We start from the raw sequence: 23,562 nt of genomic DNA, 5'->3' as shown, positions 1-23,562 counted from the left end.
GCGGCATGTGCCGACGGAGGCGCTAGAGGCAAGGAGAGACCGAGTGAATCTGGCTTTGGCTCCGGAGACGCTTGCGCGCTGGCAGTTCGGCATCACGACCGTCTACCACTTCCTCTTCGTACCGCTCACGATCAGTCTTGCCGCGATCACGGCCGGCCTGGAGACGGCCTGGGTCCGAACGGGCAAGGAGAAGTACTTCCACGCCACGAAGTTCTGGGGGAAGCTCTTCCTGATCAACATCGCGATGGGTGTGGTCACCGGCATCGTGCAGGAGTTCCAGTTCGGCATGAACTGGTCGGACTACTCGCGCTTCGTCGGTGACGTCTTCGGGGCGCCGCTCGCGATGGAGGCCCTGCTGGCCTTCTTCTTCGAGTCCACCTTCATCGGACTGTGGATCTTCGGCTGGGACAAGCTGCCCAAGAAGATCCACTGTGCGTGCATCTGGATCGTGGCCGTCGGCACGATCCTGTCCTCGTACTTCATCCTGGCCGCGAACTCCTGGATGCAGCACCCCGTCGGCTACACCGTCGACAAGGCGACCGGCAGGGCGCAGCTGACCGACATATGGGCGGTGCTCACCCAGAACACCACGCTCGTCGTCGTCTTCCACACCCTCACCGCCGCCTTCCTCACCGGTGCCGCCTTCGTCGTCGGCGTCTCCTCCTTCCACCTGTGGCGCGCCAAGCGCAAGCAGATCAAGGGCGAGGAGCTGGCCGACAAGCAGCGCAAGCAGCTCCCGGCGATGCTGGCCTCGCTGCGGGTCGGCCTGGTCGTGGCGGTGATCGCCGGCATGGGCACGGCCGTCAGTGGCGACGAGCTGGGCAAGGTGATGTTCGAGCAGCAGCCGATGAAGATGGCGGCCGCCGAGGCCCTGTGGGACACCCAGGCGCCCGCGCCGTTCTCGGTGTTCGCCGTCGGCGACGTCTCCAAGGGACACAACAGTGTCGAGATAGAGATTCCCGGCCTGCTCTCCTTCCTCGCCCACAACAACTTCTCCGACGCGGTCCCCGGCATCAACGACCTCGCCGCCCAGTCGGCGGCGCGCTGGGGCGGTGCGCCCGAGGACTACATCCCCAGCATCTTCATGACCTTCTGGGGCTTCCGGCTGATGATCGGCTTCGGGATGACCTCCTTCGTCGCCGCCCTCATCGGGCTGTGGACCACGCGCAGGAAGCTCTGGCTCGCCCCGGAGTACCGCACGGGCGAGAACGAGATCCCGCGCCTGATGCTGACCAGGACGCGCGAGATGAGCCCCTTCTTCACCAAGTGGTCCTGGCGCATCGGCATCCTCACCATGGGCTTCCCGCTGATCGCCAACTCCTTCGGCTGGATCTTCACCGAGATGGGCCGTCAGCCCTGGGGCGTCTACGGGCTGATGAAGACCGGTGACGCGGTCTCGCCCGGCGTGAGCCAGGGCGAGGTCCTGACCTCCATGGCCGTCTTCACCGCGCTGTACGCGGTCCTCGCCGTGGTCGAGGTCAAGCTGCTGCTCAAGTACGGCAAGGCCGGCCCGGACACCGACGAGAAGCCGCCGGCCGAGGACCCCCGGCTGCGGATGCCGGGGGGCGGGGCGGGCGGCGCCCGGCCCGAGGACGCCGACCGGCCGATGACCTTCGCGTACTGACGCGCGGCGGAACGGAGAGACGACCATGCACCTCCACGACTTCTGGTTCCTGCTGATCGCCGTCCTGTGGACCGGCTACTTCTTCCTCGAGGGGTTCGACTTCGGCATCGGCGTGCTGACCCGGCTCCTCGCCAGGGACCGCACCGAACGCCGGGTGCTGATCAACACGATCGGCCCGGTCTGGGACGGCAACGAGGTCTGGCTGATCACCGCCGCCGGCGCCACCTTCGCCGCCTTCCCCGACTGGTACGCCACCCTCTTCAGCGGCTTCTACCTGCCGCTGCTGGCCGTCCTGGTCTGCCTGATCGTGCGCGGCGTGGCCTTCGAGTACCGGCACAAGCGGCCCGGGGAGCGCTGGCAGCGCAACTGGGAGCACGCGATCTTCTGGTGCTCGCTGCTGCCGGCCTTCCTGTGGGGCGTCGCCTTCGCCAACATCGTGCGGGGTGTGCCGATCGGCCCGGACAAGAACTTCACGGGTGACGTGCTCGACCTGCTGAGCCCCTACGCGCTGCTCGGCGGCCTGTTCACGCTGGTGCTCTTCACCTTCCACGGCGCGGTGTTCGCGGCGCTGAAGACGGACGGGGACATCCGGCACCGGGCGCGGGCGCAGGCGGCGTGGTACGGACCGGCCGCCGTGGTGCTCGGCGCGGCCTTCCTGGGCTGGACGCAGGCCGCGTCCGGCAACGGACGCAGCCTGCCGGCGGCCGTCGTCGCCGTCGTGGCGCTGCTGGTGGCCCTGGTCCTCAACCGCGCGGGCCGGGAGGGCTGGGCGTTCGCCCTGTCGGGAGTGACGGTCGCGGCGGTCTTCGCGATGATCTTCCTCGCCCTGTTCCCCGACGTCCTGCCCTCCTCCTCGGACCCGGCGTGGAGCCTGACCGCCGCCGGCTCTGCCTCCAGCCCCTACACGCTGAAGATCATGACCTGGGTCGCGGGCTTCATGACCCCCCTGATCATCGGCTACCAGGCCTGGACGTACTGGGTGTTCCGGCAGCGGATCGGCACCCGGCACATCCCCGTGGCGCACTGAGGCCGGGGCCCTCGCCATGAAGCCCGTCGACCCCCGGCTGCTGAAGTACGCCTCCGCGACCCGGTTCTTCCTCGCCGCCTCCGTCGTGCTCGGCCTGGCGGGGGCCGGGCTGGTCGTCGGCCAGGCGATGCTGATCGCCGAGGTGGTGACCGGCGCCTTCGAGGCCGGGCAGTCGGCCGGTGACCTGGCCGTGCCGCTGGCGCTGCTGGCCGCCGTCGCCGTGGGCCGGGCGGCGGTGTCCTGGCTCACCGAGCTGGCCGCACACCGCACGAGCGCGGCGGTCAAGTCCCAGCTGCGCACCCGGCTGCTCGAGCACGCCACACGGCTCGGACCGGGAGCGGCGGGCCGCGGCACCGGCGAGCTGACCACGCTGGCCACGCGCGGAATCGACGCGCTGGACGGCTACTTCGCGCGCTACCTGCCGCAGCTGGGGCTCGCGGTCGTGGTGCCCGTGGCCGTCCTGGCCCGTATCGTCACCGCCGACTGGCTCTCGGCGCTTGTCATCGTCCTCACCCTTCCCCTCATCCCCCTGTTCATGGCCCTGATCGGCTGGGCCACCCAGAGCCGGATGGACCGGCAGTGGCGGCTGCTGTCGCGGCTGTCCGGGCACTTCCTCGACGTCGTCGCCGGGCTGCCGACGCTCAAGGTCTTCGGCCGGGCCAAGGCGCAGGCCGAATCGATCCGGGCGATCACCGCCGACTACCGGCGGGCCACGCTGCGGACGCTGCGGCTGGCCTTTCTCTCCTCCTTCGCGCTGGAGCTCCTCTCCACGCTGTCCGTGGCGCTGGTCGCGGTCGGCATCGGCATGCGGCTGGTGCACGGCGAACTCGACCTGTACACCGGCCTGATGGTGCTGGTCCTGGCGCCCGAGGCCTACCTGCCGCTGCGCCAGGTGGGCGCCCAGTACCACGCGGCGGCGGAGGGCCTGGCGGCGGCCGACGAGGTCTTCGCGGTGCTGGAGACCGAGCCGCCGGCGGCCGGGACGCTGCCCGCGCCGGACGCGCGGCAGGCGGTGCTCGCCGTCGACCGGCTCGTGGTGCGGCACCCGGGCCGGGCCGAACCCTCGCTGGCCGAGACCTCGTTCGAGGTGCGCCCCGGGGAGACGGTCGCCGTGACGGGCCCCAGTGGAGCCGGCAAGTCCACGCTGCTGAACGCCCTGCTGGGCTTCGAACGGCCCGAGAACGGGCGGGTCCTGGTGGGCGGTACGGATCTGTCATCGCTCTCCCCCGAAAGCTGGCGGAACCAGGTGGCCTGGGTTCCGCAACGACCCCGTCTCTTCGCCGGGACCGTCGCCGAGAACGTCCGGCTGGCCCGGCCCGAGGCAACGGACGCGCAGGTGCGCGAGGCACTGCGCGCTGCCGGTGCGCTCGAGTTCGTCTCCATGCTGCCAAAGGGGTCTGACACCCCGCTCGGTGAGGACGGGGCCGGGCTGTCCGCCGGGCAGCGGCAACGCCTGGCGCTGGCCAGGGCTTTCCTGGCGGACCGGCCCGTGCTGTTGCTGGACGAGCCGACGGCTTCGCTGGACGGGGAGACCGAGGCCGCCGTCGTGGAGGCCGTACGGCGGTTGGCGGTGGGCCGCACCGTGGTGCTCGTCGTGCACCGGCCCGCCCTGCTCGCCGTGGCCGACCGGACGGTTCGTCTGGGGGGCCGGCCCTTCGGGCCGGAGGTTTCGCCCACCCACCCGCCCGTTCGCCCGGCAGCGCGAGGTGAAGTGGTCACCGCCCCTGCGGTTCCGGGTGATGGGCGGGCAGGTGGGCTCGACCCCGCGCGCAGCGCGGGGGTTCTCGCCCGAGTGCGGGCCGCTGGACGCCCACTCCAGGGACGGTTCGCTTCTGCGTTGCTGCTGGGCGCCCTGGCCCTTGGCAGCGGCGTCGGGCTCATGGCCACCTCCGGGTGGCTCATCTCGCGGGCCTCGCAGCAGCCCCCCGTGCTCTACCTCATGGTCGCCGTCACGGCCACGCGCGCGTTCGGCATCGGGCGGTCCGTCTTCCGTTACGCCGAGCGGCTGGTCTCGCACGACGCCGTGCTGCGCGTGCTGGCCGGGCTGCGGGTCTCGGTCTACCGGCGGCTCGAACAGCTCGCGCCCGCCGGGCTGCGCGACTCCCGCCGTGGTGACCTGCTCTCCCGGCTGGTCGCGGACGTGGACGCGCTGCAGGACTACTTCCTGCGCTGGCTGCTGCCCGTCGGCTCGGCCGTCGTCGTCGGCGCCGCCTCCGTCGGTCTCACCGCCTGGCTGCTGCCGGAGGCGGGTGCGCTGCTGGCAGCCGGGCTGCTCGCCGCCGGGCTCGCCGTCTCCGTGCTGTCGGCCGCCGTCGCCCGGCGTGCCGAACGGCAGTTGGCGCCCGCGCGCGGTGAGCTGTCCACCCAGGTCGTCGACTTGCTCTCCGGAACAGCCGAACTGACCGTCGCGGGCGCGCTGTCCGGGCGGCTGGAGCGGCTGCGGAGCGCCGACGGGGCGCTCACCCGGATCGCGCGCCGGGCCTCCGCCGCCACGGCCCTCGGCTCGGGTCTTTCGGCCCTGGCGTGTGGCCTGACGGTGGCCGCGACGGCCTGGGCCGGTGTGCCGGCCGTGCACGACGGGCGGCTCGGCGGGGTGTGGCTGGCCGTCGTCGTGCTGGTGCCGCTGGCCGCGTTCGAGGCGGTGGCGGGGCTGCCGCTCGCGGTGCAATACCGCCAGCGGGTGCGGTGTTCCGCCGAGCGGGTGTACGAGGTGCTGGACGCGCCCGTGCCCGTACGCGACGGCTCGCTGCCCGCGCCCGGTTCCCCGTTCCCGCTGCGGCTGTCGGAGCTGACGGCCCGCTACCCGGGGCAGGCCGCGCCCGTGCTGGACGGCTTCGGCCTCGAGCTCGTGGCGGGCCGCCGGGTGGCCGTGGTGGGGCGGTCGGGGGCGGGCAAGACGACGCTCGCCCAGGTGCTGCTGCGCTTCCTGGACGCCGAGGCCGGTTCGTACACGCTCGCCGGCCGCCCGGCCGCGGCCATGGACGGCGACGGGGTGCGGCGCCTGGTGGGGTTGTGCGCGCAGGACGCGCACATCTTCGACAGCTCCGTGCGCGAGAACCTGCGGCTCGCGCGCCCCGGAGCGGATGACGCGCAGCTGCGCGAGGCGCTGCGGGCCGCGCGGCTGCTCGACTGGGTGGACGACCTCCCGCAGGGGCTGGACACACTGGTCGGTGAGCACGGCGCGTGGATCTCCGGCGGTCAGCGGCAGCGGCTGGCGCTGGCCCGCGCCCTGCTCGCCGACTTTCCCGTCCTGGTGCTGGACGAGCCCGCCGAGCACCTGGACCTCGCGACGGCCGACGCGCTGACCGCGGACCTGCTGGCGGCCACCGAAGGCCGTACGACCGTGCTGATCACCCACCGGCTGGCCGGGCTGGCCGCCGTCGACGAGGTGATCGTGCTGGAGGGGGGCCGGGTGGTGCAGCGGGGCGCGTACGAGGAGCTGGCGGGCACGGCGGGGCCGTTCCGGCGGATGCTGGAACGGGAGGCCGCCGAGGAGGCCGTTCCGGCGGCGGACACCCGCTGCGCGACGCTTTCCCTCGCAAATGGCACTTATTAGGCTCGTGCCATGGCCGCGAAGGATCAGCCCCCCGCCCCCCGGGACTCCCCCGGCGTTCCCGAGGTGCCCGACAGCGTTCCCGAGGGCGCCCAGGAGTCGCTGGAGGCCGCGGAGGCCGCCACGGAGGCCACCCGCAGCTTCCAGGGGCTGTCCACCGAGCTGACCGGGCGGGTGCCGCAGCTGCTGGAGGCCATGCGGTCGGTCGGCACCGGGCCCGAGCTGCACAGCACCCTCGACCGGATCGCCGAGACCGCCGCCGAGCTCGCCGACGCCCGGTACGCCGCCATCGGTGTCATCGACCCTTCGGGTGAGGGGCTGTCGGACTTCATCACGTACGGGGTGAGCGAGGAGCGGGCCGCCGAGAACGACGACATCGCCGCTTTCCCGGACGGCCAGCACGCACTGGGCGTACCGATCCGCGTCGGCGGTGAGATCTTCGGCAACCTGTACCTCACCGAGAAGCGCGGGGGCGGCGAGTTCGACGTCGCCGACCTGCACATGGTGAAGATCCTGGCGACCGAGGCGGGCATCGCCATCGGCAACGCGCGCGTGCACGACGAGAGCCGTCAGCGGATGCGCTGGATCGACGGGTCGGTCGCCGTCACCACGGCGCTGCTGTCCGGCAGTGACGCGGAGGACGCGCTGTCGGTCGTCGCCGAACAGGCGCGCAGGCTCGCCGACTCCGCCGCCGGCATCGTGCTGCTGCCGGACGACGAGGGCGGCCTGGAGATAGTGGCCGTCTCCGCCGAGGACCCCACCGGGCTGCTGGGGACGGTGATACCGCCGCACAGCCCGGTCGTCTCCCAGCTGCTGGCCGGGGAACCGGTGTTCATCGACGACTCGGCCACCGACCCGCGCATGATCACAGAGGTCGCCCCCCGCTTCGGCCCCAGCATGCTGCTGCCGCTCAAGAGCGGCGACCGCGTGCTGGGCACGCTCGCCACCCCCCGGCGGCGCGGCGCGCGCAAGTACACCGCCACCGAGCGCACCCTGGCGGCCCAGTTCGCCGCGCAGGCCGCGCTGGCGCTGGTCCTGGCCGAGGCGCAGCGCGACCGTGAGCGGCTGGCCGTCTTCGAGGACCGCGACCGGATCGCCCGGGACCTGCACGACCTGGTCATCCAGCGGCTGTTCGCCACCGGGCTGCTGCTGGAGAGCGCCCAGCGGCTCGCCGTCGTGCCCGAGGTGCGGGTGAAGGTCGGACAGGCGGTCGACGAGCTGGACGTGACGATCCAGGAGATCCGGACGGCCATCTTCGCCCTGCAGCAGGAGCCCACCGAGGCGCCCGCCGGGCTGCGCACGCGCGTGCTGCGCGAGCTCGGCACGGCGGCCGTGCCGCTCGGCTTCCAGCCCTCCGCGGCCTTCGTCGGGCCGGTCGACGCGAAGGTCGGCGAGCGGACGGGCAAGAACCTGATCGCCGCGCTGCGCGAGGCCCTGTCCAACGCCTTCCGGCACGCGCGCGCGTCCCGCATCGAGGTGGTGGTCGACGCGACGGCCACCCTGCCGGACGGGCGGGAGGCGGTGCGGCTGACGGTCGCCGACGACGGCGTGGGCATCCCGGAGGGCGGTCGCCGCAGCGGGCTGCGCAACCTCGCCAAGCGGGCCGAGTCGCTGGGCGGCTCCAGCTCCTGGGGGCCGGGCCTGGGCGAGGACGGGGGCGGCACCAAGGTGGTGTGGGAAGCGCCCCTGTGAGGGTGTGTCCTTTCTGAGGGCGCCGTTCAGCGGTACACGTTCCTCCGAACGGTCCTGCGCGGGCGCGCTCGAGTGGCGCCCGCGCCAAGATCGCGAACATGCGATGTTCGTATCGTTCCGGCGTGGCGCTGTGCGCCCTGTGGATGGCGGTGTCACCGGTGCCCGTCCCGCAGCCCTCCGCCGCCTTCAGGGCGCCGGAGCGGCTCGCCCGTGTGAGCTCGGAGGTGGTCCGGCTGGCGCGGGAGGCGGGACGGGCGGCTCAGCGGTACGAGCGCGGGCTGCGCACCGCCGGGCACCACAGGTCCGAGGTGCGGCGGCTGGGCCGCGAGCTGGACGGTCAGCGGATCGTCTCGGTGGCCCTGCGCCAGGACGCGGGGGCCGCCGCCCGCGCGCAGTACCGCACCGCCGGGTTCACCGCATTGGGCAGCACGGCGCTGGCGGAGGACCCCGTCGGCCTGCTGGAGCTGCAGTGGGGCGAGACCGACCGGCGGGAGCGGCTGGCGCGGATGCTGATCCAGGCCGACAGCAGGCGCCGTGCGCTGGCCGACGAGGAGATGACCACGGCCGACTCCTATACCGCCCTGGACGCCGACGTGAACCGGATGCGGGGCGAGAAGGCCGCCCTCGAGCAGCAGCTGAGCAAGGCGCGCGGTGAGCTGAACAGCATGGCGGAGGCGTCCGTCCGCAGCGGCCGCTGCACGCCGGTCGACCTCGACGGCCTTCAGAGCGAGGTCCAGGACAACCAGGGCCCTGCCGGGCGGGCGGCGGCCGTCTCGCCGAGCGGCTGGACGCGGCCGCTGCTGTCGTACCAGCTGACCGCCGGCTTCGGCGGCACGGGCACGCACTGGAGCGGCACGCACACCGGCCAGGACTTCGCCGTGCCCACCGGCACGCCCGTGCGGGCGGTCGGGGCCGGCACCGTGATCACGATCGGGTGCGGCGGCCCGTTCGGCATCAGCGTGGTGCTCCGGCACGACGGCGGCTGGTACTCGCTGTACGCACACCTGTCGGCGCCGCTCCTGCCGCAGGGCCGGCAGGTGCGCGCGGGCGAGTGGATCGGGCTGTCCGGGACCACCGGGAACTCCACCGGCCCGCATCTGCACCTCGAGATCCGCAAGTCCGCGGAGTTCGGGTCCGCCGTCGATCCGGTGGGCTGGCTGCGGACGCGAGGCGTCGACCTGTGACGCCGGGAGATCCCGGCGTCACAGCGTTCGACGGCTCCTACGGGCGGGGCAGGCCGTGCAGGATCTGCTCGATCACCACGGCCACGCCGTCGTCGGTGTTGGCCGCCGTGCGGTGCGTGGTGGCGGCCAGCACCTCGGGGTGCGCGTTGGCCATGGCGTACGAGGTACCGGCCCAGCCGAGCATCTCCAGGTCGTTGGGCATGTCCCCGAAGGCCACGACCTCCTCGGGGGCGATGCCGCGCCGCTCGCAGCACTGGGCCAGGGTGCTGGCCTTGCTGACGCCCGAACCGCTGATCTCCAGCAGCGCGGTCGGGCTGGAGCGGGTGAACGAGCCGTGCTCGCCGGCCACCGTGCGGGCCAGGTCCAGGAACTCGTCCGGGGCCAGCTCCGGGTGGAAGGCGAGCAGCTTGACGATGGGCCCGCCGTGGTCGCCGTCGCCGTCCAGCAGCTCCTCGGCGGAGGCGATGCCCGCCCCCGGCTCGGCCCGGAAGGGCGGATAGTCCGGCTCGTAGTGGATGCCCGTGGTCCGCTCGACGGCGAAGGCCGAGGCGGGGGCGGCGGCGCGCACCGCGCGGACGATGGCCAGCGCGGCGGCCTCCGGCAGCGGCCGGACCTCGATGAACCGGCCCCCGTCGTGCAGATCGGCCACCACGGCCCCGTTGGCGCAGATCGCCAGGCCGTGCCCGTGCACATGGTCCCTGACCACGTCCATCCAGCGGGCCGGGCGGCCGGTGACGAAGAAGACCTCGATGCCCGCCGCCTCGGCGGCGGCCAGGGCGGCGACCGTACGGTCGGAGACCGTGTGGTCGTCCCGCAGCAGGGTGCCGTCGAGGTCGGTGGCGATCAGCCGGGGAGTGGCGGCCGGCCGACGGGCTGCCGGGGTCTCGGGCTCGGTAGCGGAAGTCACGGCCCCATTCTCGTCCACCGGACGGGTGGGGGCGCACAAGCGTACGGTCGGGGCGCACTCTTGAGCCGGGCAGCGCGCGGGGGACCGCCTCTTCGATCGTTTGTCGGAGGCACACCCTAGGCTCGGGGCCATGCGACTGAGCACCGTGATCCTTCCCGACCGCCGCTGGTCCGAGGGCGGCAGCGAGACCTGGCAGCGCGCCGAGGAGCTGGGCTTCCACACCGCGTACACCTACGACCACCTGTCCTGGCGCACCTTCCGCGACGGGCCCTGGTTCGGCGCGATCCCGACGCTGACGGCGGCGGCGGGCGTCACCTCCCGCATGCGCCTGGGCACGCTGGTGACCTCCCCGAACTTCCGGCACCCGGTGACGCTCGCCAAGGAGCTCATCTCGCTGGACGACATCTCCGGCGGCCGCGTCACGCTGGGCATCGGCGCCGGCGGCTCCGGTTTCGACGCCACGGCGCTGCTGCCCGGCGGGCGGGACCCCTGGACGCCCCGGCAGCGCGCCGACCGCTTCGCCGAGTTCGTCCCGCTGCTGGACCGGCTGCTGACCGAGGACGTCGTCTCCCACGAGGGCGAGCACTACTCGGCCCACGAGGTGCGCAACATCCCCGGCTGTGTGCAGCGCCCCCGGCTGCCCTTCGCCATCGCCGCCACCGGCCCCCGCGGCATGCGCCTCGCGGCCCGGCACGGCCAGGCCTGGGTGACCACGGGCGACCCCAAGCTGCACGAGACCGGCACCCCCGAGCAGTCCCGGGCGGCCATCGGCGGCCAGATCGAGCGCCTGGGCACCATATGCGCCGAGACGGGCCGGGACGTCGCGGAGCTGCGGAAGGTGCTGCTCACGGGCTTCGCCCCGGAGCGGCCGCTGGAGTCCTTCGACGCCTTCGTCGACTTCGCCGGGGCACACGCCGAGCTGGGCATCGACGAGATCGTCGTGCACTGGCCGATCGCCGGTTCCATGTTCGAGGCGGACGTCGCCGTCTTCGAGAAGATCGCCACGGAGGCGCTCGCGCAGCTGCCCTGACGGCTTTCCGGCCGCGCGGCGGCGTCGGAGGGAGAATCGGGAGAGAGGCCCTGCTGCGGGCGCGCCGCCCGCGGAGCCCTGGAGGTGCGCCGTGCAAGGCACCCGATTCGCCCCCGACCGGGGGCTGACCACCCGCATGGTCAGCACGATGTTCTTCATCGGGCTGCTGTACGTGGTCTTCGTGGGCGTGCTCGTGGCGCTGCTGCGCGGGTCCTGGCCCGTCATCCTGCTGCTGGCGGGCGGCGTGTTCGTCGCCCAGTTCTGGTTCAGCGACCGGATCGCGGCCTTCGGCATGGGCGCCCGCGAGGTCACCCCGCAGGAGGCGCCCGAGCTGCACGGCGCCGTCGACCGGCTCTGCGCGCTGGCCGACATGCCCAAGCCCAGGGTGGCGATAGCCGACAGCGACGTGCCCAACGCCTTCGCCACCGGACGCAACCGCCGCAACGCCCTCGTGTGCGCGACGACCGGCCTGCTGCGCCGGCTGGAGCCCCAGGAACTCGAGGGCGTGCTGGCCCACGAGCTCTCCCACGTCGCCCACCGCGACGTCGCGGTCATGACCATCGCGTCCTTCCTGGGCGTCCTGGCCGGGATCATCACCCGCGTCGGGCTGTGGGGCGGCTTCCGCCGGGTGGGCGGCCGCGACAACAACACCGCCGTGCTGCTGGTGCTGATTCCCCTGATCAGCGCCGTGGTCTATGCCATCAGCTTCCTGCTGACCCGGATGCTCTCCCGCTACCGCGAGCTGTCGGCCGACCGGGCGGCCGCCCTGCTGACCGGCCGCCCCTCGGCACTCGCCTCCGCACTGACCAAGGTCACCGGCGAGATGGCCCGCATCCCCACGCGCGACCTGCGTCAGGCCGAGCCGTTCAACGCCTTCTACTTCGCGCCGGCCTTCTCCGGGGAGACCCTGAGCCGGCTGCTGTCCTCGCACCCGACGCTCGAGCAGCGCCTGGACCAGCTGGGCAGGATTTCGGCGCGGCTCGGCCGCCCCTGAGCCGCCGTCCCCGCCCGCCGGTCCGTCCCACCGACCGCTCCCGGACGAGAGGAGTCACCGCCCGTGGGTTTCCTGGACGTCATCCTCGGCCGCAGCAAGCCGGTCCCCCCGGACCTCGACCAGCTCTTCGCGCTGCCGTCCGCCGCCCTCACCCTGCAGGCGGGCGCCGGGTTCGTCCCGACCGGCCTGGGGTCGGTGTGCTTCGCCAGTGTCGAGGGCGGGGCGTTCGACCGGGTGCGGCAGGACGTCCGCGCCCTGCTGGACGCCGATACCGGGCGGGGCGGGGTGCCGGTGGAGTTCGGCCAGGACCCCTACGGCTACACCTGGCTGCTCGCCCGGCAGCCGGCGGAGGACACCGCCGCGCTGGTCAACGACCTGCACGCGGTGAACACCCTGCTGCGGGAGGGCGGTTTCGGGCCGCAGCTGCTCTGCTCGCTGATGGGTTTCCGCGACGCCGGGCAGCGTCCCCTCGCGATCGTCTACCTCTACAAGCGCGGCACGTTCTATCCCTTCGCCCCGCTGCCGGGCGCGGCCGACCGGCGGGACAACGGGCTGGAGCTGCAGGTGAGAGGGCTGCTGGACGGCGAGCTGCGGATCGAGAAGGACCTGGGTCGCTGGTTCCCGGTGTGGGGCGCTCCCGGACTGTGAACGACGGGCCTCACGGCCGGCCGCGGACGAGCCCGTCCATGGTGCGGGCCCGCACCTCGCGCTCGGTGGCGGCGCGGATGAACGCCGCGGTGTTCTCCGGGCCCACGAGCGCCCGCACGTCCTCCACCGTCCCGGCGGGCAGCGCGACATGTTCGCGCGCCGGCGGGCAGGGGCGCCCGGTGCCGGCCCGTCCGGCGCCTTCGCCCGGCACGTCGTCGTCCACGGCCGCCGTCACCGCGCCCAGCCGGTCGCGCAGGTAGCGGGTGGCCAAGGTGCGCATGGCGCGGGCCAGTTCGGCGTCCACCGTCTGCTGCGCGAGCGGCCGCAGGCGCCGTACGAGGGAGGCGGCCTCGGCTGCCTCCTCGTCGCTCGGCGGGTGGTCCAGGTACTGGTGGAAGACGTGCTCGGTGGTGAAGTCCAGGAAGCTGGCGGCGATGTGCTCGACCTGGACGCGCAGTTCGCGCAGGTGCCCCGATATGGCGTGCAGGGGCACCCCCGCGGCGTGCAGCTCGGCCGCGACGGCCAGTTCCTGGGGGCTGGGCACCAGGAACTCGTCGGGCGCGGACGGCAGCCGCACCAGCACACCCAGTTCCACCGCCTCCTCGACGGCCGCGTCGTCCGGCCCGCCGCCGAACCGCCCGGCCAGCTCGGCGCGGGTGATCCGGCCCGGCTCCTCGTCCGTCCACGGCCCGTCGATCTCGGCGACCAGCCCCAGCACTCCGCCGAGCCCGCGCCCCGCGTCCCAGGCCTCCAGCAGCTCCTTGATGCTGGCCAGGGTGTAGCCGCGGTCGAGGAGGCCGGAGATCCGGCGCAGCCGTTCCAGGTGGGTGTCGCGGTAGACGTTCGCCCGGCCGCGCCGCTCCGGCTTGGGCAGCAGCCCGCGGTCCTGGTAGGCGCGGATCGTGCGGACCGTGGCGCCGCTGCGGTGCGCCAGGTCCTCGATCCGGTACTCGGCCCGGTGGCCGGCCTGTTGATCGGTCCGGTGGTCGGTCCGGTGGTCGACGTCGGTCAAGGGGTCGCTCCTTACGAGATGGCCGCGCGGCCCATCGCTCCCGCCGCGGCCCGTGCCGCCGGTGAGGTCGCCAGATAGTCGACGGCCCTGCGCAGCGACCCCTCCTGGGAGGGATGGTACGACCGCCGGAAGTAGCGGGGGACGGCCGCGCCGAGCTCCCGCCAGGTGGGCAGCAGCGCCTTGCCGACCGCACGGTTGTGCGCGCGCAGCGTGTAGCGCATCCGGCCCGCCAGGCGGGGGTCGTGCCGGATCAGATAGGCGGCGCCCGTGGACCACAGGTACATCAGCCATGGCGCGGTGACCGCCATGCCCAGCAGCCGGCGGGCGTAGCGGCCGGGGTCGTCGCCGCCGCAGTGCTGGTACATGTCGAAGGCCACGGAGCGGTGTTCGACCTCCTCGGCGCCGTGCCAGCGCAGCAGGTCCAGCATCACCGGGTCCGGTCCGGCGTGGTCCAGGCCGTCCTCCCGCAGTGCCCAGTCGCCGAGCACGGCGGTGAACTGCTCGACCGCCGCTATCACCGACAGCCGGAAGCGCAGCCACTCGCGTTCGCTCACCGGCATGCCGAACGGGGGCTTCTCGCCGAGCAGGACGTCGAAGAGGAAGTCCACCCGCCGGAGGTAGGGGCCGGTGTCCAGGCCCTGGGTGGCGAGGTGCGTCAGCACATAGGAGTGCTGCACGCTGTGGGTGGACTCCTGGCCCATGAACCCCTTGACGTCCGCCAGCAGCCGCTCGTCCCGCACCAGCGGCAGGGCCTCCTTGAAGACCTTGACGAACCAGCGTTCGCCCGCCGGCAGCAGCAGGTGCAGGACGTTGATGACGTGGGTGGCGGTGGGCTCGTCCGGTATCCAGTGCAGCGGCGTGTCGCGCCAGTCGAACGACACCCGCCGCGGGGCTATTCGGTAGTGGTGGCTGTCGGTCATCGTGGGTCTCCTCCGTAGCACTTGTGAAGCGGCAAGCACTGTGAAGCGGCAAGCACTTGCGAAGCCGCAGCAGAACGTGCGGGCGGGTCTACAGCGGGGGATCGAGCCGTGCGATCGTGCGCCGCAGCCGGGGCGCGAAACGCGAGACGAAGCGCAGGGCGTGGGCCTCGGGCGCCACCGGCACCACGGCCCGGTCGAGGAGCACGGCCCGCAGGATCGCGTCGGCGACCTTCTCCGGCGGGTAGTTGCGCCTGACGTAGGCGCGTCCGACCTTCTCCCGGCGGTGCCGCTCCTCCTCCTGATCCAGGCCCGCGAAGCGGGTGGCGGCGACGATGCCGGTGTTGACGACACCGGGGCAGATGGCGGTCACGCCGATGCCCTGGCCCGCCAGTTCGGCGCGCAGGCACTCGCTGAGCATCAGCACGGCCGCCTTGGACGTGCTGTAGGCGGCGAGCGTCCTGGACGGCTGGAAGGCCGCGGCGGAGGCGGTGTTGACGATGTGGCCGCCCTGACCGCGCTCGGCCATCTGCCGGCCGAAGATCCGGCAGCCGTGGATGACGCCCCACAGATTGACGTCGAGGACCTTCTTCCACTCCTCCGCCGTCGTGTCCATGAACGTGCCGCCCAGCCCGATTCCGGCATTGTTGACCAGCACGTCCACCACCCCGTACTCGGCGGCGACCTTGACGGCCAGCTTCTCCATCGCGCCTTCGTCCGACACGTCGCAGCACTCGCCCCAGGCCTGGGGCGCCCCGGTCAGGCGGGCCAGCTCGGCCGTGCGCGCCGCGCCCGCCGCGTCCCGGTCGACGGCCACGACCCGTGCCCCGGCCTCCGCGAACGCGAACGCCGTGGCCCGGCCGATGCCGCTCGCCGCCCCCGTCACCAGCACCAGCCGCCCCCCGAACCGCTCGGCGTACGGGCTCCGCGCCGCCGGTGGCGGGGCCACCGCCGTGCCCGCCCGCTCGGCGTCGCCCTGGGCGGTGACGAACTCGCCGATCCAGGCCGCCACCTGGTCCGGCCGGGTGCGCGGCACCCAGTGCTTGGCGGCCAGCGTGCGCCGCACCAGGCGCGGCGCCCACCGCTCCAGGTCGTCGTAGAGCCGTTGCGACAGATAGGCGTCACCGGTGGGCGTGATCAGCTGCACCGGCACGTGGGCGTAGGCGTCGGTGCGGGGACGCAGCGCCCTGGCACGGACGTTGTCCCGGTACAGCCAGGCGCCGTGCGCGGCGTCGCCCGGCAGCGAGGCGGTCGGGTAGCCTCCGGAGACGCCCGGGGGCAGCTTCTCCAGCCGCTCCAGCATGGCGGGCCAGCGCTTGCCCAGGGGCCCGCGCCAGGCCGCCTCCGGCAGGCCGGGCGTGTGCAGCGCGTACACGTACCAGGAGCGGGCGCCCTGGCCGAGGACCTGCAGCGCGCGGCGTGGGGTGGGCCGGCTCACCCGCTCCTTCACCCAGTGCCCCAGATGGTCCAGGGACGGCCCCGAGATCGAGGTGAACGACGCGACGCGGCCCTCGGTGCGCGCCACGGTCACGAACTCCCAGCCCTGCACCGACCCCCAGTCGTGCCCCACCAGGTGCACCGGCGCGCCGGGGCTCACCGCGTCCGCCACCGCCAGGAAGTCGTCCGTCAGCTTCTCCAGCGTGAACCCGCCGCGCAGCGGGAGCGGGGCCGTGGAGCGGCCGTGGCCGCGCACGTCGTAGAGCACCACGTGGAAGCGGTCCCGCAGCCGCCCGGCCACCTCGGACCAGACCTCCTTGCTGTCGGGGTAGCCGTGCAGCAGCACCACCGTCGGCTGCCGGGCGTCGCCCAGCTCCACCACGCACAGGTCGACCCCGCCCGTGCGCACCCGGCGCTCGCGCGCCCCCTCGATTCCCGCCGCGTCCCCGCTCATGCCGCCGCCCTCTCCTCCCGCCAGCGCCGCACATGCGGCAGATCGTCGTCCAGCCAGAAAGCGCTCTCCTGCGGATCCCTCGAGTCGGTCACCACCAGGAGCTCCTCGAACTTCACGCCCGTCCCCCGGAAGCCCAGGTGGGGCTCGACCGCCCACAGGCCCGGCCGCGGCGGGTGGTCGGAGAAGCGGTACGGGCTCCACAGCGGCGACCAGCCCTCCCGGTGCCCGTGCACGGCGTCCGACGCCAGGCCCCGCAGCGCCCGGGTGCCGAACCCGAACAGGTGCGGCGCGAAGCGGCGCTCGCGGACGCGGCCCACCTTGTGCGCGATCACCCCGAACGGGTAGGCGCGGTGCCGGTTGGCGTAGCCCTGGCGGACCATGAGCCGGTCCACGTCCTCGTAGATCTCCCGCAGCGGGCGGCGCTCGCGGACCTCGCGCAGGATCAGCGCGCGGTGCTCCTCGAGGTCGGCCGCCATCCGGTCGTGCAGCGGGTTCGGCCCCAGGCAGCCCGCGTAGCCGACGTCGGCCGTGAAGCCGCCGTGCAGGGGGGCCAGGTCGAGGATGAACGGCATCCCCGGCTCCAGGCGCCGCCCCGTGGGGAAGAACTGCAGCGGTATCCGGAACCCCGCGAAGGCCGTGCGGTCGCCGAACCAGGCGAACGGCAGATGGAACCAGTCGCGCACGCCGCGCTCGCGCAGCCACTCCCGCTGCATCCGGGCGGCCTCCCGCTCGGTCACCCCCGGCACGAGCCGCGCCGCGACCGCCTCCGCGCACGCGTAGGCCAGGCGTTGCACCTCCCGGAAACCGTGCAGATCGGCCTCGTCCGGCACGCCAGTCGTCATGCTCATCCCTCCGACCAAGGCCCCAGCCATGCCCGCAAGTTGACATGGGTGACTGTGACAATGTCCGGAGGCGGCGTCAAGGGTCACCGCACACCCTGTGGAAAACCGCCGCCCGCCCCGACCGCCCACCACCCGCCGCCCCGCCGGCCCCACCCACCACCCCACCGGCCACCCCAGTCCCGGAGCCTTCCCCTCGTCCCTTCGGCCCCATCCCCTACGGGCGTGTCAGACCCGAGGACTACGGACATCCAGCCGTCTGGTCTGACGACCGCTGTGGTCCGCGCCACTACCGTCGAAGGTGTGACTGTGATCGCCACCGAAAGCCTCAGCAAGCGGTTCCCCCGGGTGACCGCTCTCGACCGGCTCTCCGTCGACATCACGCCGGGGGTCACCGGTCTGGTGGGCGCGAACGGAGCCGGCAAGTCCACGCTGATCAAGATCCTGCTCGGGCTCTCCCCGGCCACCGAGGGCCGGGCCGAGGTGCTGGGCCTCGACGTCGCCACCCGGGGCGCCGAGATCCGCGAGAACGTCGGCTACATGCCCGAGCACGACTGCCTCCCGCCCGACGTCTCCGCCACCGAGTTCGTGGTCCACATGGCGCGGATGTCCGGCCTGCCGCCCGCCGCCGCGCGCGAGCGCACCGCGGACACGCTGCGGCACGTCGGCCTCTACGAGGAGCGCTACCGCCCCATGGGCGGTTACTCCACGGGCATGAAGCAGCGGGTCAAGCTGGCCCAGGCACTCGTCCACGACCCCAAACTGGTGCTCCTGGACGAGCCCACCAACGGCCTCGACCCCGTCGGCCGGGACGAGATGCTCGGGCTCATCCGGCGCGTCCACAGCGACTTCGGCATCTCGGTCCTGGTCACCTCGCACCTGCTCGGCGAGCTCGAGCGCACCTGCGACCACGTCGTCGTCATCGACGGCGGCCGCCTCCTGCGCTCCTCGTCCACCGACGAGTTCACCCAGGCCACGGGCTCCCTCGCCGTCGAGGTCACCGACACCGACGCCTGCCCGGACGGCACCAGCGCGCTGCTCGCCGCCCTCGCCGGGGCGGGGCTGACCACCCGGCGCGCGGGCCGCGCCGCCGACGGCTCGCCGGCCTCCGGCCGCGAGCTGCTGGTCGACGTGGCCGGCGAGAGCACCTACGACCTCGTCCGCGACGCCGTCGCCGGCCTCGGCCTCGGCCTGGTCCGTATGGAACAGCGCCGCCACCGCATCGCCGAGGTCTTCCGCGACGACGACACCACCGCCCCCGCACCGGCCTGGGGCGCCGATTGGCGCACGGCTCCCGGCACGCCGCGCGAGCAGCAGAAGAAAGGCACGTCCGATGCCGCCTGAGACCGGCACCACCGCGACGTCCGGTCGGCCGCCGGCCGCCCAGGACGTCATCCACAACATCGGCTACCGCACCTACGACGGCCCCCGTCTGGGCCGCGGCTACGCCCGCCGCTCGCTGTACTCCCAGAGCCTGCGCGGCGCCTACGGCCTGGGCCGCTCGGCGAAGTCCAAGGTGCTGCCGATGGTCCTCCTCGGCGTGATGTGCCTGCCGGCCGCGATCACCGTGGCCGTCGCCGTCACCACGAAGATGAACAAGCTGCCGGTGGACTACACCCGTTACGCCATCTGGCTGCAGCTGGTCATCGGCCTCTACCTCGCCGCGCAGGCGCCGCAGTCGGTCTCGCGGGACCTGCGGTTCAGGACCGTGCCGCTGTACTTCTCGCGGCCGATCGAGCGCGTCGACTACGTGACGGCCAAGTTCGCCGCGATGGCCTCGGCGATGTTCGTCCTGACCGCCACGCCCCTGCTGATCCTCTACGCGGGCGCGCTGCTCGCCAAGATGGGATTCGCCGCCCAGACCAAGGGCTTCGCACAAGGACTGGTCTCCGTGGCCCTGCTCTCCCTGCTCTTCGCCGGCATCGGCCTGGTGGTCGCGGCGCTCACCCCGCGCCGGGGCTTCGGCGTCGCCGCCGTGATCGCCGTGTTCACCATCTCCTACGGAGCCGTCAGCACCGTCCAGAACATCGCCCTGGCCGGCGACAACACCACGGCCGTCGAGTGGCTGGGCCTCTTCTCGCCCATCACCCTCGTCGACGGCGTCCAGACCGCCTTCCTGTCCGCCCGCACGGCCTTCCCCGGCGGCCACGGACCAGGGGCGGGCACGGGCACCGTCTACCTCCTCGTCGTCCTCGCCCTGATCGCCGGCTCGTACGGGCTGCTGATGCGCCGCTACCGAAAGGCCGGGCTGTGACAAGCATTCGCATCGACAACGTCTCGCGCTGGTTCGGCAACGTGGTCGCCGTCAACGACGTCTCCATGACGATCGGTCCCGGAGTCACCGGCCTGCTCGGCCCCAACGGCGCCGGGAAGTCCACCCTCATCAACATGATGGGCGGCTTCCTCGCCCCCTCCGCCGGCACCGTCACCCTCGACGGGCAGACCATCTGGCGCAACGAGGGCGTCTACCGCCACATCGGCGTCGTCCCCGAGCGGGAGGCGATGTACGACTTCCTGACCGGCCGCGAGTTCGTCCTGGCCAACGCCGAACTGCACGGCCTGGGCGGCGCGGAGGCCCAGCGGGCGCTCGCCACCGTCGAGATGGAGTACGCGCAGGACCGCAAGATCTCCACGTACAGCAAGGGCATGCGGCAGCGCGTCAAGATGGCCTCCGCCCTCGTCCACGAGCCGTCCGTGCTGCTGCTGGACGAGCCCTTCAACGGCATGGACCCCCGCCAGCGGATGCAGCTGATGGACCTGCTGCGGGCCATGGGCGCCGACGGCCGCACGGTGCTGTTCTCCTCCCACATCCTGGAGGAGGTCGAGCAACTGGCCGCCCACATCGAGGTCGTCGTCGCCGGACGGCACGCCGCCTCCGGCGACTTCCGCAAGATCCGCCGCCTGATGACGGACCGCCCGCACCGCTACCTCGTGCGCTCCAGCGACGACCGCGCCCTGGCCGCCGCGCTGATCGCCGACCCCTCGACGTCCGGCATCGAGGTGGACGTGCGGGAAGGCGTCCTGCGCGTCCAGGCCGTCGACTTCGGCCGCTTCACCGAACTCCTGCCGCGCGTCGCCCGCGCGCACGGCATCCGGCTCCTGACGGTCTCGCCCTCGGACGAGTCCCTGGAATCGGTGTTCTCCTACCTCGTCGCGGCCTGAAGGGACCGGTAACAGCCCATGTACAACCCGACTGTCGCCCGGCTCACCTACCGGGGTCTCCTCGGCCGGCGCCGGGCCCTCGTCCTCTTCGCGCTGCCGGCCCTGCTGCTCGTCATCTCGGCCGCCATCCGCGTGCTGACGGGCGCCGACGACGAGACGGCCACCACCGTCCTGGGCGGCTTCGCGCTCGCCACGATGGTGCCGCTGATCGGCGTCATCGCCGGTACGGGCGCCATCGGCCCGGAGATCGACGACGGATCGGTCGTCTACCTCCTGGCCAAGCCCATCGACCGGACGACCATCATCATCACCAAGCTGGTCGTCGCGATCGGCGTCACCGTCGCCTTCTCCGCGATCCCCACGCTGCTGGCCGGCTTCATCCTCAACGGCAACAGTCAGCAGATCGCGGTGGCCTACGCGGTCGCCGCCGCCGTGGCGTCCGTCGCCTACAGCGCGATCTTCCTGCTGCTGGGCACCGTCACCCGGCACGCGGTCGTGGCCGGCCTGGTCTACGCCCTGGTGTGGGAGTCGCTCTTCGGCAGCCTCGTGGCCGGTGCCCGCACCCTCAGCGTGCAGCAGTGGGCGCTGGCCCTGGCCCAGAAGATCGCCGGGGAGGGTGCGATCACGGCGGACGTCGGCCTGCCGCTGGGCGCGACCCTGCTGCTGGGCGCCACCATCGGCGCGACGTGGTTCGCCGCCCGCAAGCTCCGCACGCTCACGCTCGCGGGCGAGGAGTAACGGGTCCGGGGGGCCGGAGCCCGGCCCCCCGGATTCGCCTCACAGCAGTGCCCGCGCGACGGCGATCAGCCGCGGCTGGAGCGCGCTCTCCCCGTCCTCGACGTCCCACAGGGAGTCCTGCAGCACCCTGGCCAGCGTCCAGCACGCCGCCCGCCGCCGGTCCAGCCCCAGGGCGTCCGTCATCAGGTCGAACCGGCGGCGTACGGCCCGCTCCACGTCGCCCGTCGCGACCACCTCGTCCCAGCGGTCGCCGATCGCCGGCAGCAGGTCGAAGCCGGGGTCGCCGACCAGCGGCTTGGGGTCGATCGCGAGCCACGGCTCGCGGTCGGACCCCGGCAGCGGGGCGAGGACGTTCTCGTAGTGCAGGTCCCAGTGCAGCAGACGGTCGCCCGGCTCGCCGGCGACGTCCCGCACGGCCGCGGCGCACGAGGCCAGCAGCCGCCGGTCGTCCGCCCCGGTCAACTCCGCGAGCGCCTCCGGGACGTCGGCGAGCATCGCCTCCGCAACGTCCCCCAGGCGGCGCATCCCGGCGGGGGCGGGGGACCGCTGCAGGCGCCCCAGCAGCTCGCTGATGGTCAGCAGCGCGGAGTCCACGTCCGGGACGTCCATCAGCGAGCGGCCGGAGTCCAGCCGCTCCAGCAGCAGCGTGCCGGTCGCCGCGTCGTGGTCGAGGAGGGCGACCGCGCCGGCGCCGCCCCACGCGTCCAGCGCGTGCGGCTCCCCCACGCTCTCCTCGGTGACCGGCTGCAGCTTCAGGGCCGCGGGGGAGCCGTCCTCGCGGCGTACGGGCAGGACGAGCGCCACCGCACCGTGCGCGCCCGGCCCGTCGAGCCGCAGCCCCCACCGGTCCAGGAAGCGCGCCGCCAGGTCCGGCAGCCCGGCGATCCACTCCGGTCCGCCTTCCCCCTCCGGCATGTCGTCGTGGTTCGCGATCAGGCCGGCCGGGACCGTGATCCGGGGTGCGGTGCGCATGCGGCGACTCCTCCTGTGGCGTCGGTACACGTCCTCAACGTGTACCGGCGCCTCAGATCTTCCGGTCGCGCCCGGCGCCCAGCCCGAGCAGGAACAGCGCCGCGCAGGCCACGAGCAGCAAGGCGATCGGCAGCGTCCAGCTGTCCGTCGCCTGGTGCACGGCACCGATCGCGAACGGACCGACGGAGGCGAGGAGGTAGCCCCACGTCTGTGCCATGCCCGACAGCCGCGAGGCCGTGTGGGCGTCGCGCGTGCGCAGCACCATCAGCGTCAGCGCGAGGCCGAGCAGGCCGCCCTGGGCTACGCCCATCAGTGTCGCCCAGACCCACGCCCCGGCCACCGGAGCGGTCAGCAGGCCGGTGACGCCCGCCGCCATCAGCAGCACCACACCGGCGGCCGGCAGCCGCTGGTCGCGCATCCGCCCGGCGAGCAGCGGCACGACGAACGAACCGGCCATCTGCACCAGCGTGTAGAACGCGTAGACCATGCCGGCCTCGTTCCTGCTCATGCCGTTGTCGGTGAAGACCGTCGGCATCCAGGCGATGCACACGTAGGCGATGAGCGACTGAGTGCCCATCATCAGCGTGACCTGCCAGGCGATGGGCGAGCGCAGGAGGTCCGGGCCCGCCGTGGCGTCCTGGCGGGGCGCGGCGGCCGGTGCGCCGCCGTCCCGTCCCCGCCGGGCGAGGACGGCCTGCGGGAGCCACACCAGGGCCGCGACGGCCGCGAGCAGCGCCCAGGAGGCGAGGGAGCCCTGCCAGCCGCCGAGGGCGTGCTCCAGCGGTACGGACGAGGCGGCCGCGCCGGTGGCGCCGAGGATCAGCGTGGTGGAGTACAGCGCGGTCATGCTCGCGGCCCGGTCCGGGAAGTCCCGCTTGACCAGGCCGGGCATCAGCACGTTCAGCAGGGCTATCGCGGTGCCCACGAGCGCGCAGCCGACGAAGAGGGCGACGACCGGCGGGGCGACGCGCAGCAGGATGCCGCAGCCCAGCAGGACGAGCGCGCCGCACAGCACGGCCTCGGTGCCCCAGCGCCGGGCGAGGCGGGGCGCGACGATCGAGCCCAGGCCCATGAACACCAGCGGAATCGTGGTCACCAGGCTGCTCGCGGCGGCGGCCAGGTGGAAGTGGTCGCCGATCTCGCCCATCAGGGGCGAGACCCCGGCGAGCGCGGCCCGCATGTTGAGCGAGGCCAGCACGATGCCGAGCATGACCAGCGCCGGGTGGGCGCGCGGGCCCCGGCGCGCGGCGGCGGGCGCCGGGCCGGGAGCCGGTCTCTTCCCCTCCGGCTTCGTGTCGATCAGTGGTGCGGACGGCCTCGATTCCGGCATGGGGGTGCTCTCCAAAGTGGGTGATGAGGGGTGAGAAGGGGC

19 protein-coding genes are annotated in these 23,562 nt (G+C 73.3%); 12 read left to right on the top strand and 7 right to left on the bottom strand.

What is annotated here, in order from left to right; genetic code table 11:
• Window positions 1-43 precede the first annotated feature (43 nt).
• The 5 genes from ACIG36_RS21245 to ACIG36_RS21225 all read left to right on the top strand — a co-directional run bounded on the left by ACIG36_RS21245 (window position 44) and on the right by ACIG36_RS21225 (window position 9,080).
• A complete protein-coding gene (locus ACIG36_RS21245; protein WP_399929892.1) occupies window positions 44-1,624 on the top strand; it encodes a cytochrome ubiquinol oxidase subunit I in 1,581 nt (526 codons plus the stop codon).
• A 25-nt stretch (window positions 1,625-1,649) separates the two neighbouring features.
• Complete coding sequence (gene cydB / locus ACIG36_RS21240; protein WP_399929889.1) at window positions 1,650-2,651, top strand: cytochrome d ubiquinol oxidase subunit II; 1,002 nt, start codon at window positions 1,650-1,652, stop codon at window positions 2,649-2,651.
• Window positions 2,652-2,667: 16 nt separating this feature from the next.
• On the top strand, window positions 2,668-6,207 hold the full coding sequence (gene cydD / locus ACIG36_RS21235; RefSeq protein ID WP_399929886.1) for a thiol reductant ABC exporter subunit CydD: 3,540 nt from the start codon (window positions 2,668-2,670) through the stop codon (window positions 6,205-6,207).
• Window positions 6,208-6,216: 9 nt separating this feature from the next.
• Window positions 6,217-7,896, top strand: a complete 1,680-nt coding sequence (locus tag ACIG36_RS21230) for a GAF domain-containing protein (RefSeq protein WP_399929883.1) — start codon at window positions 6,217-6,219, stop codon at window positions 7,894-7,896.
• 122 nt (window positions 7,897-8,018) lie between these two features.
• Window positions 8,019-9,080 (top strand): M23 family metallopeptidase, encoded by a 1,062-nt coding sequence (locus ACIG36_RS21225; protein ID WP_399929880.1) that lies wholly within the window; start codon window positions 8,019-8,021, stop codon window positions 9,078-9,080.
• A gap of 37 nt (window positions 9,081-9,117) precedes the next feature.
• On the opposite strand, the gene ACIG36_RS21220 is transcribed toward ACIG36_RS21225, so the two are convergent.
• Window positions 9,118-9,987: a Cof-type HAD-IIB family hydrolase gene (locus tag ACIG36_RS21220; protein ID WP_399929877.1), complete on the bottom strand. Its 870-nt coding sequence runs from the start codon at window positions 9,985-9,987 to the stop codon at window positions 9,118-9,120.
• Window positions 9,988-10,117: 130 nt separating this feature from the next.
• Here ACIG36_RS21220 and ACIG36_RS21215 point away from each other — a divergent pair, with 130 nt between their 5' ends.
• The 3 genes from ACIG36_RS21215 (at window position 10,118) to ACIG36_RS21205 (ending at window position 12,659) form a co-directional block, all read left to right on the top strand.
• Window positions 10,118-11,017 (top strand): LLM class flavin-dependent oxidoreductase, encoded by a 900-nt coding sequence (locus ACIG36_RS21215; RefSeq protein WP_399929874.1) that lies wholly within the window; start codon window positions 10,118-10,120, stop codon window positions 11,015-11,017.
• A gap of 91 nt (window positions 11,018-11,108) precedes the next feature.
• Window positions 11,109-12,011: a zinc metalloprotease HtpX gene (gene htpX, locus ACIG36_RS21210; RefSeq protein WP_399929871.1), complete on the top strand. Its 903-nt coding sequence runs from the start codon at window positions 11,109-11,111 to the stop codon at window positions 12,009-12,011.
• A gap of 63 nt (window positions 12,012-12,074) precedes the next feature.
• Entirely contained in the window at window positions 12,075-12,659 is a 585-nt protein-coding gene (locus ACIG36_RS21205) for a hypothetical protein (protein ID WP_399929868.1), read from the top strand.
• 10 nt (window positions 12,660-12,669) lie between these two features.
• Here ACIG36_RS21205 and ACIG36_RS21200 read toward each other — a convergent pair whose 3' ends face one another.
• The 4 genes from ACIG36_RS21200 to ACIG36_RS21185 form a co-directional block, all read right to left on the bottom strand.
• Window positions 12,670-13,671, bottom strand: a complete 1,002-nt coding sequence (locus ACIG36_RS21200; RefSeq protein ID WP_399929865.1) for a MerR family transcriptional regulator — start codon at window positions 13,669-13,671, stop codon at window positions 12,670-12,672.
• 11 nt (window positions 13,672-13,682) lie between these two features.
• Window positions 13,683-14,591: a metal-dependent hydrolase gene (locus ACIG36_RS21195; RefSeq protein WP_399929862.1), complete on the bottom strand. Its 909-nt coding sequence runs from the start codon at window positions 14,589-14,591 to the stop codon at window positions 13,683-13,685.
• Window positions 14,592-14,679: 88 nt separating this feature from the next.
• Window positions 14,680-16,479 carry an SDR family oxidoreductase gene (locus ACIG36_RS21190; protein ID WP_399929859.1) on the bottom strand — a complete coding sequence of 600 codons (1,800 nt, stop codon included), beginning with the start codon at window positions 16,477-16,479 and terminating at the stop codon, window positions 14,680-14,682.
• Window positions 16,476-17,321 carry a M24 family metallopeptidase gene (locus ACIG36_RS21185; RefSeq protein ID WP_399930114.1) on the bottom strand — a complete coding sequence of 282 codons (846 nt, stop codon included), beginning with the start codon at window positions 17,319-17,321 and terminating at the stop codon, window positions 16,476-16,478. The genes ACIG36_RS21190 and ACIG36_RS21185 overlap by 4 nt, the downstream gene beginning before the upstream one ends.
• A 273-nt stretch (window positions 17,322-17,594) precedes the next feature.
• Between ACIG36_RS21185 and ACIG36_RS21180 the strand changes: the two genes are divergently transcribed.
• The 4 genes from ACIG36_RS21180 to ACIG36_RS21165 are packed head-to-tail and all read left to right on the top strand — an operon-like array spanning window position 17,595 to window position 21,218.
• Window positions 17,595-18,662, top strand: coding sequence for an ABC transporter ATP-binding protein (locus tag ACIG36_RS21180; protein WP_399930111.1), 1,068 nt, complete (start codon window positions 17,595-17,597; stop codon window positions 18,660-18,662).
• A complete protein-coding gene (locus tag ACIG36_RS21175) occupies window positions 18,652-19,572 on the top strand; it encodes an ABC transporter permease (RefSeq protein ID WP_399929856.1) in 921 nt (306 codons plus the stop codon). The genes ACIG36_RS21180 and ACIG36_RS21175 overlap by 11 nt, the downstream gene beginning before the upstream one ends.
• Complete coding sequence (locus tag ACIG36_RS21170; protein WP_399929853.1) at window positions 19,569-20,480, top strand: ABC transporter ATP-binding protein; 912 nt, start codon at window positions 19,569-19,571, stop codon at window positions 20,478-20,480. The genes ACIG36_RS21175 and ACIG36_RS21170 overlap by 4 nt, the downstream gene beginning before the upstream one ends.
• Before the next feature lie 18 nt (window positions 20,481-20,498).
• Window positions 20,499-21,218, top strand: a complete 720-nt coding sequence (locus ACIG36_RS21165; protein WP_399929850.1) for an ABC transporter permease subunit — start codon at window positions 20,499-20,501, stop codon at window positions 21,216-21,218.
• A gap of 39 nt (window positions 21,219-21,257) precedes the next feature.
• Here ACIG36_RS21165 and ACIG36_RS21160 read toward each other — a convergent pair whose 3' ends face one another.
• Window positions 21,258-22,190 carry an aminoglycoside phosphotransferase family protein gene (locus ACIG36_RS21160; protein WP_399929847.1) on the bottom strand — a complete coding sequence of 311 codons (933 nt, stop codon included), beginning with the start codon at window positions 22,188-22,190 and terminating at the stop codon, window positions 21,258-21,260.
• Between the two features lie 52 nt (window positions 22,191-22,242).
• Complete coding sequence (locus ACIG36_RS21155) at window positions 22,243-23,520, bottom strand: CynX/NimT family MFS transporter (protein WP_399929845.1); 1,278 nt, start codon at window positions 23,518-23,520, stop codon at window positions 22,243-22,245.
• Window positions 23,521-23,562: the final 42 nt, after the last annotated feature.

Source organism: Streptomyces sp. NPDC053048, assembly GCF_044547045.1.
In the GTDB taxonomy this organism is placed as follows: domain Bacteria; phylum Actinomycetota; class Actinomycetes; order Streptomycetales; family Streptomycetaceae; genus Streptomyces.
The sequence above is the reverse complement of the archived record's forward strand: the minus strand, read 5'-3'. Positions and strand labels throughout refer to the sequence as shown.